Annotated in this window: 12 protein-coding genes and 1 pseudogene; 8 read left to right on the forward strand and 5 right to left on the reverse strand. The window is 62.5% G+C overall.

The genetic code is table 11. The annotated features are described in order from the left end of the window. Positions 1–88: 88 nt before the first annotated feature. Complete coding sequence (locus BG842_RS21340) at positions 89–1,213, forward strand: MBL fold metallo-hydrolase (protein ID WP_069452370.1); 1,125 nt, start codon at positions 89–91, stop codon at positions 1,211–1,213. Positions 1,214–1,337: 124 nt separating this feature from the next. Further along, on the forward strand, positions 1,338–3,014 hold the full coding sequence (locus BG842_RS21345) for an alpha-glucosidase (RefSeq protein ID WP_069452371.1): 1,677 nt from the start codon (positions 1,338–1,340) through the stop codon (positions 3,012–3,014). A gap of 88 nt (positions 3,015–3,102) precedes the next feature. On the opposite strand, the gene BG842_RS21350 is transcribed toward BG842_RS21345, so the two are convergent. Then, complete coding sequence (locus BG842_RS21350) at positions 3,103–3,513, reverse strand: universal stress protein (protein ID WP_254663372.1); 411 nt, start codon at positions 3,511–3,513, stop codon at positions 3,103–3,105. 84 nt (positions 3,514–3,597) lie between these two features. On the opposite strand from BG842_RS21350, the gene BG842_RS21355 reads away from it, so the two are divergent. Together BG842_RS21355 and BG842_RS21360 are read left to right on the forward strand one after the other, a co-directional pair. Beyond that, positions 3,598–4,290 carry a rhodanese-like domain-containing protein gene (locus tag BG842_RS21355; RefSeq protein WP_069452372.1) on the forward strand — a complete coding sequence of 231 codons (693 nt, stop codon included), beginning with the start codon at positions 3,598–3,600 and terminating at the stop codon, positions 4,288–4,290. A gap of 74 nt (positions 4,291–4,364) precedes the next feature. After that, the gene (locus BG842_RS21360) at positions 4,365–4,574 is read left to right on the forward strand and encodes a hypothetical protein (protein ID WP_069452373.1); all 210 of its coding nucleotides are present in this window, start codon (positions 4,365–4,367) and stop codon (positions 4,572–4,574) included. Positions 4,575–4,586: 12 nt separating this feature from the next. Here the strand turns inward: BG842_RS21360 and BG842_RS21365 are convergent. Continuing rightward, positions 4,587–5,673, reverse strand: a pseudogene (locus BG842_RS21365) (CNNM domain-containing protein). A 342-nt stretch (positions 5,674–6,015) separates the two neighbouring features. On the opposite strand from BG842_RS21365, the gene BG842_RS21370 reads away from it, so the two are divergent. The 4 genes from BG842_RS21370 to BG842_RS21385 are packed head-to-tail and all read left to right on the forward strand — an operon-like array spanning position 6,016 to position 11,304. Continuing rightward, positions 6,016–9,060, forward strand: coding sequence for an MMPL family transporter (locus BG842_RS21370; RefSeq protein WP_069452374.1), 3,045 nt, complete (start codon positions 6,016–6,018; stop codon positions 9,058–9,060). A gap of 1 nt (position 9,061) precedes the next feature. Beyond that, positions 9,062–9,799 (forward strand): TrmB family transcriptional regulator, encoded by a 738-nt coding sequence (locus tag BG842_RS21375; protein ID WP_069452375.1) that lies wholly within the window; start codon positions 9,062–9,064, stop codon positions 9,797–9,799. A gap of 38 nt (positions 9,800–9,837) precedes the next feature. Continuing rightward, positions 9,838–10,248: a hypothetical protein gene (locus BG842_RS21380; RefSeq protein ID WP_254663373.1), complete on the forward strand. Its 411-nt coding sequence runs from the start codon at positions 9,838–9,840 to the stop codon at positions 10,246–10,248. A gap of 30 nt (positions 10,249–10,278) precedes the next feature. Then, entirely contained in the window at positions 10,279–11,304 is a 1,026-nt protein-coding gene (locus BG842_RS21385; protein WP_069452377.1) for a hypothetical protein, read from the forward strand. Positions 11,305–11,308: 4 nt separating this feature from the next. On the opposite strand, the gene BG842_RS21390 is transcribed toward BG842_RS21385, so the two are convergent. From BG842_RS21390 to BG842_RS21400, 3 genes are all read right to left on the reverse strand, one after another. After that, entirely contained in the window at positions 11,309–11,755 is a 447-nt protein-coding gene (locus tag BG842_RS21390; protein WP_069452378.1) for a hypothetical protein, read from the reverse strand. 49 nt (positions 11,756–11,804) lie between these two features. Beyond that, positions 11,805–14,123 (reverse strand): DEAD/DEAH box helicase, encoded by a 2,319-nt coding sequence (locus BG842_RS21395; RefSeq protein ID WP_069452379.1) that lies wholly within the window; start codon positions 14,121–14,123, stop codon positions 11,805–11,807. A 101-nt stretch (positions 14,124–14,224) separates the two neighbouring features. Next, positions 14,225–14,566, reverse strand: a complete 342-nt coding sequence (locus BG842_RS21400) for a hypothetical protein (RefSeq protein WP_069452380.1) — start codon at positions 14,564–14,566, stop codon at positions 14,225–14,227. Positions 14,567–14,580 lie beyond the last annotated feature (14 nt).

Genomic DNA, 14,580 nt, shown 5'->3' on the forward strand with positions numbered 1-14,580 from the left:
CGTTCCACACAACACCGGTAGCCGACGGACCGCGTGTCTCACCGATGCCATTGCGTTTAAGTCGATAGAGAAAATAGTATTGTATGAAATGAGCAATACTAACTTCGAGCCGTCCACGGTCGCACGACGCGTACAGGACGACGACGCCGAGGACCTGTACGTCCTCGACGTCCGACGGGAAGAAGACTACGAGGAGTGGCGGATTCCGGACAGTACGAACCTACCCATCTACGACGAACTCCTCGAATTCGATTACTCTTCGCTCGAAGACAATCTCGACGAGATTCCCGAGGACGAGGAGATAGCCATCGTCTGCGTCGGCGGAATCACGTCGGCGCGCGCCGCCGAGTTCCTCCGGGAGCACGGCTACGACGCCGAATCCATCGAGGACGGAATGAACGGCTGGGGGCGCGTCCACCGGCAGTACGACCTCGACGTGGCGGATGGCGTCGTTCAGGTCGTCCGTCCCGGAACGGGGTGCGTTTCCTACCTCGTCCACGACGAGGACGAGGCCGTCGTCGTCGACCCGACCCAGTACATCGACGAGTACCTGACCGTCGCGGACAAGCGGAACCTCGATATCGTCGGCGTCGCGGACACGCACGCGCACGCGGACCACGTTTCCGGCGCACGACGGCTCTCCGGCGAACTCGACGTTCCGTACTACCTCCACGACGACGACGCGGGCGAACTCGAAGAAGTGGTCGAACTCGAAGACGGCGACGAGATTTCCGTCGGCGACCGCTCCCTCGACGTCGTGTACACGCCCGGCCACACGCCGGGGAGCGTCTCCTTCGAATTCGGCGACGCGCTCCTCTCGGGGGACACGCTGTTCCTCCGGAGCGTCGGTCGGCCGGACCTCGAAGACGGAGCCGAGGACGCCGTTCGTGAGGCCGCGAGCGAACTGTTCGACAGCCTCGACCGCCTCACCGACCGCGACGATGAGACGCTCGTCCTTCCCGGTCACTTCAGCGACGAGGAGATGCGCCCGCTCGCCACGAACCTCGAACACCTGCAGGAGGAGACGACCAACGAACTCCTCAGCTACGTCGAGGCCGACGACGAGACGGCCTTCGTCGAGACCATCGTCGAGAGCCTCGCCGACGAACCCGCGAACTACAACGAAATAAAGCAGATCAACTGGGGGAAAGAACAACCCGGCGGCGACGTCGAGTCCCTCGAACTGGGGCCGAACAACTGCGCCGCGAACTAACGGATATCGGTAATATCGGTCGACTGCGAGCGGATAAGGAGAGTAGATGACGTCGGTCAGTGGCGAACGGAGAGTAGACGACGCTCGTCGCCGCTCTCAAGGCACATGACGGTGAACACCCACCATGGGGCGCGACAGTGCGTGGTGGAAGGAAGCCGTCGTCTACCAAATCTATCCTCGGAGCTTCTACAATTCGGACGCGGACGGCATCGGCGACTTGCGAGGCATCCGCGAAAAGGTGGACTACCTTGACGAGTTGGGCGTCGATGTCGTGTGGCTCAACCCGGTGTACGATTCGCCGCTCGTCGACGGCGGCTACGACGTTCGGGAGTACCGGTCGATACACCCCGATTACGGGACGATGGAGGATTGGGAGGCGCTGCGCGACGAACTCCACGAGCGAGGGATTCGCCTCATCATGGACATGGTGACGAACCACACGTCCGACGAACACGAGTGGTTCCGCAAGTCGCGGCGAGGGGTGGACCCCTACCGGGAGTACTACTGGTGGGTCGACGGCGACCCGGATAGCCCGCCGAACAACTGGGAGTCGTTTTTCGGCGGCCCGGCGTGGAGTTACGACGAGCGGCGCGAGGCGTGGTATCTGCACCTGTTCGACCAGAAACAGCCGGACCTGAATTGGCGAAACCCAGCCGTCAGGGAGGACATCTTCGAGATGCTCCGCTGGTGGCTCGAAAAGGACTGCGACGGGTTTCGCTTCGACGTCATCAATCTCATCTCCAAACCGTCGGCGCTCCCCGACGGCGACCCCGATTTGACCCCACGAGGGAGGGAGTACTTCATCGACGGACCGCGGGTCCACGAGTACGTCCGGGAGATGTACGACCGGGTGCTCAGCGAGTACGACATCATGACCGTGGGGGAGACGTCCCACATCACGGTCGAGGAGGCGCGACGGTTCTACGAGGACGGCCTCGACATGGTATTCACGTTCCAACACTTACACATCGACAGAGGGGATACGGGGCCGTGGGACTTCGACGACTGGGACCTCGACGAACTCCGCGACGCGACCGCGGCGTGGCAGCGGGGCGTCAGCGAGCAATCGTGGAACAGCCTGTTCCTCGGCAACCACGACCAGCCCCGAATGGTCTCGCGGTTCGGCGACGAGGGAAGGTACAGAGTCGAATCCGCGAAGATGCTGGCGACGTACCTCTTTACGTTGCGCGGAACACCGTTCGTCTATCAGGGGGACGAACTCGGGATGACGAACCCGACCTTCGAGCGACTCGACGAGTATCGGGACGAGGAGACCATCCAACAGGTCATGTTGGCGTTGCGGAGCGGGGGCGTTTCGACGTTCGACCAGATTCGGGAGGCGGTCGATTTCTGGAGCCGCGACAACGCCCGCACGCCGATACCGTGGTCGGACGAACGGAACGCCGGGTTCACCGACGGCGAACCGTGGATCAAGGTCTGTGAGAACTACCCCGAGGTCAACGTCGAACGGGAACGCGACGACGAAGATTCCGTACTGCAGTACTACCGTCGCCTCATCGACCTCCGTCACTCCACCCCTGTCATGGTGTACGGGCGCTACGCGCAACTGCTGGACGACCACCCCGAGATATACGCGTATCTCCGAACGCCGACGGACGGGTCGCGGTCGCTCCTCGTCGTCCTGAACTTCTTCGACGGGGAACCGACGTTTCGGCTTCCGAACGACGTTAGCTACGACCGCTGGGAGAAGCTGATCGGCAACTACGAGTCGGCGTCCCGCGACTCGATACGGGAGTTCGACTTGCGGCCGTACGAGGCGCTCGTGTACGTTCTCGAATGAGGGTATCGAGCGACGGGAAGGGAGGTATCGAGCGATTGGCAGAGGGGTTTCGAGTGACGGGTAGCAGAGCTATTGACGGATATCGCGGCTACTTCACGACGAGGACGGGCATCGATGCCCGGCGGGTGACCGTCTCGGCGACGCTTCCGAGGACGAGCCGGGTGGCACCGGCCCGGCCGTGGCTCCCGAGAACGATGCGGTCCGTATCGTGCTCCTCGGCGTACTCGACGATAACGTGTTTCGGTTCGCCGAACTCGGTCTCGGTTCGTAGCGTGACATCGAATTCGTCCGCGAGTTCCTGTGCCTCGTCGAACAGCTTCGTCGCCTTTGCTCGGGCCGACTCGTACCACTCGTTCCAGTACTCTATCGAGACGGACCCCGGCGGGGCACCGTCGTGGAACTTCGGTCGCATTACCTCGACGATGTTGAACCCGGACCCGATGGGGTCCATGACGTGCAGGACCGTCACGTCGGCGTCCGGATAGTCGGACAGCGCCACTTCGAGCGCCTTCGATCCGTGGCAGTCGCGGGATTGAGCGGGTGTCTCAATCGAGGCAGTGGCTCGGGGTCTTCGAGTTATCCCATGCCCGAAGACGGCAACGTCGATGGGTATCCGCCGGAGTTCGACGAGAAGCCGAAGAAAAAGAGCTTCGACCCGTCCTCGTTCGACACGAAATCCGAGGGCGGTGAGGAGGTCCCCCTCGTCCCGACAGATATCGTCTACAACTGGTACAAGCGCGGGGAAGCGCGGTTCGCCGACGCTCGCGGCACAAAACAGTACAAGACCTCGCACATCTACGGGGCCGTGTTGAGTCCCGCACCGGGCGTCCGTGGTGCCCCGGAGCGTGACCCCGTGCTGAACTGGCCGAAATCCGACCGCATCGTCTGTTACTGTGGCTGTCCGCACCATCTCTCTTCGATTCGAGCATCCGCACTCATGCAGAAGGGCTACGAGAACGTCTTCGTCATCGACGAGGGGTTCTGGGAGTGGCACGACAGGGACTACCCGATTCGCGGCTCCAACACGTCGTACAATCCGGTGGCGTACATCATCTCGGGCGTCACCGACGCCGCCTTCGCCGGAAAGACGGCGTGGGCGCGACAGCTCGAAACCGGACAGAACGAAGCGACGGACATCCTGACGGACGGGTCCTACACCCTCGAACTCAAGTTCGAGGACGTAACGGCGGACTCGATGATCCACATCGAGACGCCGGAGTACACCGTGAAGGGAACCATCGGCGACCTCTCCTCGCGGGTCGTGAGCGGCGAATAGACCCCACCGACCGCCACTGACCGTCACCGACGTTTCTCAAGGCTTATATCCCTCGTAGCGAGTGACGACATTCAATGATTCGGTGCAGTCAAGACGAGTGCGGTTGGGTCGCCATCGCGCCGTCAGAGCGGGCCGCGTGGAAGCAGTACGAATCGCATCTCCTCGAAACGCACGTTGAAACGGTCGAAACGGAGATTCCCGACGGACACGTGCAGGTTCGAACCGACGACGGCGAGTGGGAGACGATGACGCGCGAGCAAGCGCGAGAGTTCCACGACCGGTAGGCGAACGATTCCTCAGGCGGCCATCTCCCTGTCCATCGGGTCCTCTAACTCCCCGAGGACGGCTTCGAACGCGTCCGTCGCCGTTACCAACCCGATGACGTCCTGTCCGTCCAACACCAGTGCGAGTTCCTGGTTTTGCGCCTGAAACAGGTCGATGGCGTCCGCGACGCTCGTATCGCCCGCGACCGTCATCGGGTCGTGTGCGATGTCGGTCAGCGAGACCTCCCCGAGGTGAGTTCGTCGTACCGTTCGATGACGGTCGGCGCGTAGACGATTCCCCGAAACTCGTCCAGCGACCCGTCGATGAGCGGAAAGCGGACGAGCGGGTTCTTTTCCATCCGTTCGACGTTCTCCTCGATGGGGTCGTCGGTCGAGAGGGCCACGATGTCCTCCCGCGGAATCACGATGTCACGAACCGGGACGCGCTCGATTTGAAGCGCGGCCAGAATCTCCTCTTCGCGTTCCTCCGGGAGTCCCTCGACCGCGCTGAGAACGTCGCCCATCTCGCGGTGGAGGTCGGCGCGGCTGACGATTTTCCGCTCGTCGCCGTCCGATTCCTCGGCTTCCGTCCACGAGCGTTCGATTTCGACGCCGAACAGGGAGAGGAGGCTCTTGGCGGTCTTGTCAGCGAGGATGATGACCGGCGACATCAGTTTCGTCCACCAGTAGAGGATGCCCGACCCGTATCGGGCCGCGAACTTCGTTCGCTCGATGCCCAGGTACGTCGGCGCTTGCTCCCCGACGATGACGTGCAGGAGGTTGATGACGGCGAGTGCGAGGATCGCCGAGAGCGCTTCGGTGGAGCCGCCCCGAGACCGACGGCTTCGATGACCGGATGGAACACTGCCACCACCGCTGGTTCGGCGACCACACCCAATCCGACGCTGGCGATGGTGATGCCGACTTGGCACCCGGAGAGATAGATTTCGAGGCGGTCGGTCATATCCCACGCGCGCTGCAATCCCTTCGAATCCTCGAACTCGGACTCGTCGAACTGCCGCACCCGCGTCATGGCGAACTCGGTGACGACGAAGTATGCGTTCATCAGCAGGAGGAATACGCCACCGAGGAGATGGAGTACGGTGAGCAAATCTACCATTGTCTCTCTCTGTATCGGGAACGATGGTAACGTTGATGGCGAACTGACGAAAATTCCACTTGTTGTTGGAGATATGCAATTCACAAAGTGACACGTCTCGGAGAACCCATCCCATTCTCGTCCCCGGACATACCGCCGTCGCCCGGTCCGGATTTCGTCCGGCACAAACGCGCGATAGAGTGCTGTACGTGCTCTGATTGGACCGTTTCTTCGTTGTACCGGAAATGTGTTTGTGACTTTATGTCATACTAGAAACCGAAACCTCCATCTTTTTGGTGCGGCTGTCAGTAGTATTCTAACAACAGCTATGGCATTACAGCTACATAGCCGAGGAGGGCGTCCGTGACGCTTCTCGACCGGCTTTTCGAAAACGTAACCAAGCACAGTCGGGCCATCATCGCCGTGCTTCTCGTTGCGACGATTCTCGTCGGGGCGGGCGCGCCGATGATAGAGCAGTCCTCGTCGCTCGACCAGTTCCAGAGCGACAGTCCGGCCGCGAAGAAACTGAACTACATCAACTCGAACTTCACGACGGGGAACGAGAATACGACCACCGTACAGGTCATCCTCAAGGGCGATAACGTCCTGTCGAAGGAAGCGATGGTGAACTCGTTACAGTTCCAACAGCGCCTTCGGGACAATCAAACCATCAATGAGACGCTGGCGGAGGGAACCGCCTCCACCGGCGTTGCGAACGTCATCGCCATCTCCGCGATTCAACAGCAGAAGGTCGCGGAGCTCAAAGCGTCTGGTGCGAAACTCCAACAGCGCAGCCAGCAACTCAACCGGACGGCCGCCGGACTGAGCGACGCACTGAATCAGACGCGCGCGCTGCAGGGGAAATACGACCAGTTGAACGCGTCCCATCAGTCGGGCGACGTGGACAACGAATCGTATCGCCAGCAGTCGGCGAAAATCGAAGCCCAGTTCTCACAGGTGCGGGCGACAGCCACCGCGAACCTCTCGGCCGAGCAGTCGGCGACGTTCAACAAGTCCGCACAGCAGGCGCGCGGCTTGCAGGCCAAACTCGACGGCTTGAACGCCTCCTACCGGTCGGGCGACATCAACGAATCGACCTACAAGCAGCAGGCAGGCGAAATCCAGTCGCAGTTCGGCAAGGTGTACAAACTCGGCACCCAAGGCGTACTGGCGGACGAGTATGAGAAACTCGGCGAGCAGAGCGAGAAACTGCAGCAAAAGCGGAGCGCGCTCGAAAACGGCTCGATGCCGACGCTCGCCGAGCAACTCGACCAGTTGCAGTCGATGAACCAGTCGCAGATCGATTCGCTGACGAAGGCCGTGCTCTCCGACGACGGCGGCGGTTCGGGCGGCATGGCGAGCCAAGCGTTGGCGTTCATGCCGACGTCCTACGACACCGGGTCGACGGAGGCGAACGCGACGATGTTGGTCATCTTCCAGAAACAGGAGAGCCAGTCGTCGATGGAGGGACAGGCCTCCGACGTGCTCGTCTCCACCCAGCAGGGAATGAAGACCATCGCGGACGAGGAGTTCGACCACGAGGCGCTCGTCTTCGGGAGCGGCATCATCAGCGAGGAGATCAATCAGTCGATGGCAGATAGCCTCGCCATCGTCGGACCGCTGGCGCTGTTGTTCGTCATCCTGACGCTCATCATCGCCTACCGTGACGTCCTCGACATCCTGCTCGGCATCCTCGGAATCGTCTTCGTCCTCGTCTGGACGTTCGGCTTCATGGGCTGGGCAGGTATCACGTTCAACCAGATGTTCATCGCGGTGCCCGTCCTCCTCATCGGACTGGCAATCGACTACGCGATTCACGTCTTCATGCGCCACCGCGAGGAGCGGGAGACGAACCCCGACGAGGACGTTCGCGGGTCGATGCGCGTCGCGCTCGTCAGCGTCGGCGCGGCCCTGACGTGGGTGACCGCAACGACGGTCATCGGCTTCCTCTCGAATCTGGTCAGCCCGCTGCCGCCGATTCAGGACTTCGGTATCGTGAGTTCGGTCGGCATTATCGCGGCGCTGATTATTTTCGGCGGTTTGATTCCCGCCCTCAAACTGGAACTCGACGGGTTCCTCGAATCGCGCGGCTTCAACCGCAAAAAGCGCGCGTTCGGTACCGGCGGCGGCGCGCTCGGAAGCATCCTGACCGTGGGCGCGACCGCGGCGCGGAAAGCGCCGCTCGTGGTCATCGTCCTCACGCTGCTCGTCAGCGCGGCGGGCGGTTACGGGGCGACGAAAGTGGACACGAGTTTCTCGCAGGAGGACTTCCTCGCCAGTAGCCCACCACACTGGACGAAACAGCTCCCGGAACCGTTCAAGCCCGGGAACTACTCCGCCAAGAAGAACCTGGACTTCGTGAACGACAACTTCGTCAGGGAGGATTCTCAGGCTCAACTACTCGTCGAGGGCGATATCACCCGTGACGACGCGCTCGAACAAGTCAAGCGGGCGGAAGAGCAGGCGGCGAAGAAGGACGTCACGCTCACCCTCTCGAACGGTGAGCCACAGGTTCAGAGCCCGCTGTCGGTGATGAAGCAGGTCGCCGCACAGAACGAGACGTTCAATCAGACGTTCACCGCGGCGGATACGGACGGTGACGGCGTGCCCGACAAGAACCTGGAGACGGTTTACGACGGGCTATTCGCCGCCGCGCCCGACGACGCCGCTGGCGTCATCTACCGCGAGGACGGCGACTACGAGGCGCTTCGCGTCACCATCTCGCTGAAGGGTGGCGCGTCGAGTTCGGCGGTCACGACCCAGATGCGTGAGGTCGCCGACAACTTCGACGGCCTCACCGCGACCGCGACGGGCCAGTCCATCGTCTTCGAAATCGTGCAGGACCAACTGCTCGATACGGTCATCGAAAGCCTCGTCATCACGATGGTCGCCGTGTTCGCGTTCCTGATGCTCATCTACCGCATCACGGAAGGTAGCGCGACCCTTGGAGCGGTCACCCTGCTCCCCGTCGTGTTCAGTGTCGCGTGGATTCTGGGGACGATGTACCTCCTCGGAATGCCGTTCAACGTCCTGACGGGCATGATTACGAGCCTCACCGTCGGGTTGGGTGTCGCCTACAGCATCCACCTCTCCGAGCGCTACAACGTCGAACTCGAACGACAGGGCTCGGTGTGGGAGGCGATGCACGTCAGCCTCACCGGAACTGGCGGCGCGCTGTTGGGGAGCGCGGCGACGACCGTAGGTGGCTTCGGCGTGCTCGCCTTCGCCATCCTGCCCGCGCTCCAGCAGTTCGGCATCATCACGGGACTGACCATCATCTACGCGTTCATCGCCAGCGTGTTGGTCCTCCCGAGTCTGCTCGTCGTCTGGACGCGCTACTTCGGACCGGGCGCTCGCGGCAGCATCGAACTGAAGTCCGAAGGTGCTCCAACTCCAAGTGAGGACTGACATGGACGAAGTTGACGCCATCGACGCACTGACCGACCTCGGCCTCTCGAACTACGAGGCCAAGGTGTTCGTCGCGCTACAGAAGTTGGGGACCGGGACCGCGCGGGACATTCACGGCGTCACCGACGTACCGCGGTCGCAGGTGTACGGCGCGGCCGAAGACCTCCAGGAGCACGGCTTGGTGGAGGTAAAACAGTCCAAGCCGATTCAGTATCGACCGGTGAGTTTGGAGGCGGCGAAGTCGCTCCTCCGCGACCAGTTCGAGCGGACGCAAGAACGCGCGTTCGATTACCTCGAATCGGCGAAAAACGAGTTCGTCGATAGCGACGAGGAGCGCGAAGACGTGTGGTCGGTCGACGGCAAGGATGCCGTCAGCAGCCGAATCTGCCAGTTGGTGGCGGAAGCCGAATCGAGAATCGTCTTCGGCCTTCACGACGAATCGCTGGTCACGGAGAAACTCACGGAGATACTTCGGGAACGGGCGACTGCGGGCGTCGACGTTCTCGTCGTCTCGCAGGACCCGTCGCTGCGGGACCGATTCGATGGGCTACGGTTCGTTGTCCGTCACGACAAGCCGGAGGGGGCCCCTGCAGGGCGCATCCTCATCGCGGACGACGATACCGTGCTCATCAGCATCCTCGGCGAGCGCGAAAGCGCCATCTGGAGTTCCCAAACCGGGTTCGCGGAACTCCTCTGTCAGACGGTCAGTTCACATATCGATGATATAATCGTCGAATAGCCCACTACGCATTTCTTTCAGCCGGTTCAATGGTGGGTATGAACCCGAGACGCCGACTTGCCAGAAACCTGCTCTCGGAAGTACGGGCGTACGGCTACACGCTTTCTATCTGGGGCGGCGGTGCACTCCTTCTGACTCGCTTCGGCACGCCGACCGCATCGGAGGTGTTCGCGTACGTCGGCGGTGCCGTCGTGGCGTTCGCCTTCCTCGCGTTCCTCACGTTCGGCGAATTCACGGTCGAACCCAACGTGACGACGGAGATACGAGCGACCTCGTTCGTCCACGTCGTCGCCACCGTCGGCAACCTCCTCGTCAGCTATCTCCTGACGTTCGTGCTCCACGGACTCGTCGCGTTTCTGATCGTTGGGGTCCAGACCACGTTCACGTACAACGTCCTCCTGCTTCCCGAGGAGTACGTCGCTCACGTTATGAGTCGGTCTGTCCGGTAGTTTAACTATCATAACCCACAACAGCTACGTATGTCATGGTACGCCGTCGAAGCGCTGGACGACGCCATCGAGGGAACGCGGGAGTTCCTCTTCCCGTTCGACGCGGGAACGTGGCTTCGACTCGCCATCGTGGTGTTCTTCCTCGGAGGGGCCAGTTCGGCGTCCCCGTTTCAAGGAGGCATGCAGTTTTCCTCCGGGTCGAACGACCCGGTTTCGGCTCCCCTGATTCCGCCGGATGGCGGTGACGTCTCGATACCCACCGACACGATTCTGATGGTAGTCGCGGCGGTCATCATCGTCGCCGTCCTTTTAGGGCTGTTGTTCACCCTCATCGGGTCGGTTATGGAATTCGCGTTCGTGGAGTCGCTTCGCTCACAGGAGGTTCACGTTCGGCGATACATGAGTCGATACTTCGGACAGGGGCTTCGCCTGTTCGTGTTTCGACTCGTCCTCTTTCTCGTCGTCGTGCTGCCCATCGGCGTCCTCATCCTCGTCACCGTCCCGGTGTTTTCGGCTGGTTCGCCATCCATCGCGGCCGGGACGGTGCTGGTGTTCATCCCCGTGTTCATACTGCTCGCCCTGTTCGTCGCGCTCGTGGACGGGCTGACGACGAACTTCGTCGTTCCCGTGATGATACTTCAGGAGCGAGGCGTGATAGCGGGCTGGCAGGCCTTCTGGCCGACGCTTCGCGGCGAGTGGAAACAGTACGGGGTCTACCTCGTGCTCAAGTTCTTCCTCGCTATCGCGGGAGGCTTTCTCGTCTCCATCGCGGGCGGTATCATCGCGGTATTCCTGTTGATTCCGTTCGCCATCTTCGCTGTCCTGTTGGTCGTCGCGTTCGGCGGATTCGCCGCCATCAGTGCGACGCTCTCGAATCCGGTGGCGCTGGTCCTGTTCGGCGCGCTCGTTCTCGGATACGTCGTCTGCCTCCTCTTCGCGCTCGCGCTGGTTCGCGTGCCGATTCAGACGTATCTCGGCTACTTTTCGCTACTCGTGCTGGGCGATACGAACCGGGAGTTCGACCTCATCCCGGAGCTTCGGGAGGAAATCCGCTGACGTCTCAGAGTTTCGAGTCGAGTTGACGGCCAACGGCGTCGTCACCGACCGGTCCACAGTCACGCGCGAGGTGGACGAGCGGCGCGTTTTCCATCCGTAGCCACGCACCTTCGCGGTCGCTGGTGACGGTGACGGACCGCTGTGTTTGCGGGAGTCCGTTGGCGCGAACGCCGTCGGTCCGCTCGCGGACGCCGACCATCTGGAGGTGTTCGGTCGAGAGTTCTGTGACGACGAAGCGGTACGTCGGCAGGTCCGGGTCGTGGTCGCGGAGGGCGTTTCGATACTCGCGTGCGAGGTCCGCGGCACGTGCGGCGTCGTCGTGGGTTTCGAATCGCGTGCCGGTGATGGGGGTCGGACACTCGCCGGTTTCGGCGGCGGTAACGGAGAACGGACCGGATTCGACGGATAGCGCCTCGATTTCGCGTCGGGTTCGCCGGAGGATGTCGTCCATATTTAGGCTAACCTAACTTAGGTTTAGGACGGCCTAAAAGCGTTGCGGCTCACTCCGTGAGGTCGGCGAGGAGGTGTTCGGCGAGTCGTTTGTCGAGCGGGTCGTTCGCGTTCCCGCACTGGGGCGACTGCACGCAGGACGGGCACCCCGACTCGCAGTCGCACGCGCGAAGCATCTCCCGCGTGTTCGTCATGAGCGACTCGACAGTTTCGTACCCTTCTCGGGTGAGTCCGACGCCGCCGGGGTAACCGTCGTAGATGAAAATCGTGCTCGTACCGGTGTGCGGGTGAAGCGGCGTGGAGAGGCCGCCGATGTCCCCGCGGTCACAGAGGAGTTCGAGCGGAAAGAGCGAAATCATACCGTGCTCGGCGGCGTGAATCGCACCGTTGAAGTCGCCGTCCATCGCCCGCAGTTCGCGCTTCAGGTCGTCGGGAATCGTGAAGTAGAGCGCCTTGGTTCGGAGCGTGAGTTCCGGCAGGGAGAGCGACTCGCGTCCCAGCGTCTCGCCGCGTTTTGCATCCCGGCGCTCGAACCCGGTGACTCGCTTTCGCATCGTCACATCGGCGAACCGGACGGTGCAGTCCTCGCGGGTCGGGAGCGCCTTCTCCGACAAATCCTCCTCGACGGTTATCTCCTTGTCCGTCAGCGTCTTCGTGTGGTAGTCCGCCCACGTCGGCGAGAGTTCGGCGACGTCCCGCGACAGGTCGAGGTCGACCACCTCGTAGGACTGGCCCTGCTGGTGGTATATCGCACCGGGGTGGGCGTCGTTCAGCGCGTCGCTGAACGGAAGGGAGGCGATGACGTCGCCCCGCGAACGGTCGAGCAGGTCGATTTCGCGGTCGTCGATGGTTCGGAGACTCATCTCGTGCTGGGGGCTTCCGTCGCCGTCGTACACCCAGCGGACCCCGCCGCTCGTTTGCCGCCGTTCGAGTTCGCCGCGCGCTTCGAGGTCGGCGACGAGTTCGGGGAAGTTCGGGCCGAAATAGGCCTCGTCCTCCGGCGAGAGCCACGTCTCGCGGGCCGCGGAGGTGACGTGGGAGGGGAGCAGTTCCGCGTTTTCGGGGTTGACGACCGCCCGCTCGGGGTCGCCGGAGAAGAACTCGTCAGGGTTCGCCATCAGGTATTGGTCCAGTTGGTCCTCGCCCGCGACGAGCGCGACGAGGCTGGGGTCGGTCCCCCGCCCCGCCCGTCCGGCCTGCTGGAACGTCGCCATGCGCGTGCCGGGATAGCCGTCGAGTAGCACCGCGTCCAGTCCCCCAATATCGACGCCGAGTTCAAGCGCGTTCGTGCTCCACGCGCCTCGGACTTTCCCGGAATGGAGGCCGTCCTCAAGTTCCCGACGGCGGTCGTTCCGCAGGGCCGCCTGATACGCCGCGATGTCGTTTGCGAGGTTGCCGTTCCCTCGCCGTCGGAGTTCGTCGGCGCTCTCCATAGCGTACCGTTCCGCGGCCTGTCGAGCGCGGGTGAAGACCAACGTCTGGCAGTCCCGTCCCACGAGGTCGGCGAAGATGCGCTTCGTCTCGCCGTGGTTCGATTTCCGCCGCTTCGTGCCGCCGTACCGGTCGTCCTCGTACTCCGGCGGGTTCCAGAGGAGCCAGTGCGTCGGTCCGGTCCGACTCGTGTTCTCGTCCACGAGGTCGAACGAGGGTTCGGGCTGGCCGGTCACGGCGCTCGCGTGTTCGACCGGATTACCGATGGTCGCAGAACAGCAGACGAACTGCGGGTCGGCGTCGAACCGCTCACAGACGCGGGCGAGTCGGCGGAGGACGAGCGCGACGTGACTGCCGAAAACCCCGCGGTACTCGTGAACTTCGTCGATGACGACCGTCTCCAATCCCTTGAAAAACCAGTCCCACAGGCGATGCGCGTACGGAAGCAAGGCGTAGTGGAGCATGTCGGGCGTTGTAAGCACGACGGTCGGCATTCGGTCGCGTACGGCCCGCTTTTCGTTCTTGTCGAGTCGGCCGGTATACTGGGCTACCGAGACGCGACTCCCGAAGCCCAAGTCGCGGGCGAGTTCGGAGAGCGTTTCCTCTTGGTCGTTGATGAGAGCGTTCTGCGGCGCGATGTAGAGGGTTCGACCGCCGTGGTCCATCGCGCGCTCGAACGCCGGAATCGTGTAGGCGAGGCTCTTGCCGCTCGCGGTTTGCGTGGCGATGACGGCGTTTTTCCCGTCGCGGACCGACTCCACTGCCTCGGCTTGGTGGCGGTAGAGTCGGTCGATGCCGCGCTTTTCGAGGGCCGACTCCAACCGCGATTCGAGCGGGAGGTCCCGAAACTCGCCGTCGTTCCCCGAAACGGTTTCGTGACGGGCGATTTGCCCCTCGTAGTAGCGTCGCCCGCGAAGCCAGTCGATGGTGTCCTGCACTGCGAGGGGGTTGGCAGTGGACGCTCTAACCGGTTTCGTCCATCGTGCATGTCACGACGGGACCCGGCCGAGCGATCTTTGGCGGGCCGAACCACGGAACGCTACTCTTCGTCCGAGCTCAACAGCGACGGAATCGGGTCCACGACGTCCTCCCCGTACGACCACGAGATGATTCCGTAGTCCCCGAGCCGTGGCAGGTGCTCCTGTTCGAGTCGAACGCGCACTCGCTCCTGCTGGGACGGCGTTACGTTCGACACGGGCGTGTCGTTACACCGACTCGCTACGTCCGCCGCCACCCGCGAAATCGGTGTCGGGGTTTCCTGTTCGCTGAGATAGAGGACGAGGTATCTCCGTTGTTCGTCTTTGAGCAGTTCGAAAACCCAGTCCTCCGTGGAAGTGAGCGACTCGGTACCGACCGCGTCCAAGAAGCGTAGTAACTCCATGAGTCTCCCCTCCT

Source organism: Haladaptatus sp. W1, from assembly GCF_001723155.1.
GTDB classification, from domain to species: domain Archaea; phylum Halobacteriota; class Halobacteria; order Halobacteriales; family Haladaptataceae; genus Haladaptatus; species Haladaptatus paucihalophilus.

Bases quoted from the DNA above. Each gene is read 5' to 3' on its own strand.
- BG842_RS21345 (WP_069452371.1), top strand. From the start codon at position 1,338: ATGGGGCGCGACAGTGCGTGGTGGAAGGAAGCCGTCGTCTACCAAATC.
- BG842_RS21360 (WP_069452373.1), top strand. From the start codon at position 4,365: ATGATTCGGTGCAGTCAAGACGAGTGCGGTTGGGTCGCCATCGCGCCG.
- BG842_RS21385 (WP_069452377.1), top strand. From the start codon at position 10,279: ATGTCATGGTACGCCGTCGAAGCGCTGGACGACGCCATCGAGGGAACG.
- BG842_RS21355 (WP_069452372.1), top strand. From the start codon at position 3,598: ATGCCCGAAGACGGCAACGTCGATGGGTATCCGCCGGAGTTCGACGAG.
- BG842_RS21400 (WP_069452380.1), bottom strand. From the start codon at position 14,566: ATGGAGTTACTACGCTTCTTGGACGCGGTCGGTACCGAGTCGCTCACT.
- BG842_RS21380 (WP_254663373.1), top strand. From the start codon at position 9,838: ATGAACCCGAGACGCCGACTTGCCAGAAACCTGCTCTCGGAAGTACGG.
- BG842_RS21375 (WP_069452375.1), top strand. From the start codon at position 9,062: ATGGACGAAGTTGACGCCATCGACGCACTGACCGACCTCGGCCTCTCG.
- BG842_RS21390 (WP_069452378.1), bottom strand. From the start codon at position 11,755: ATGGACGACATCCTCCGGCGAACCCGACGCGAAATCGAGGCGCTATCC.
- BG842_RS21340 (WP_069452370.1), top strand. From the start codon at position 89: ATGAGCAATACTAACTTCGAGCCGTCCACGGTCGCACGACGCGTACAG.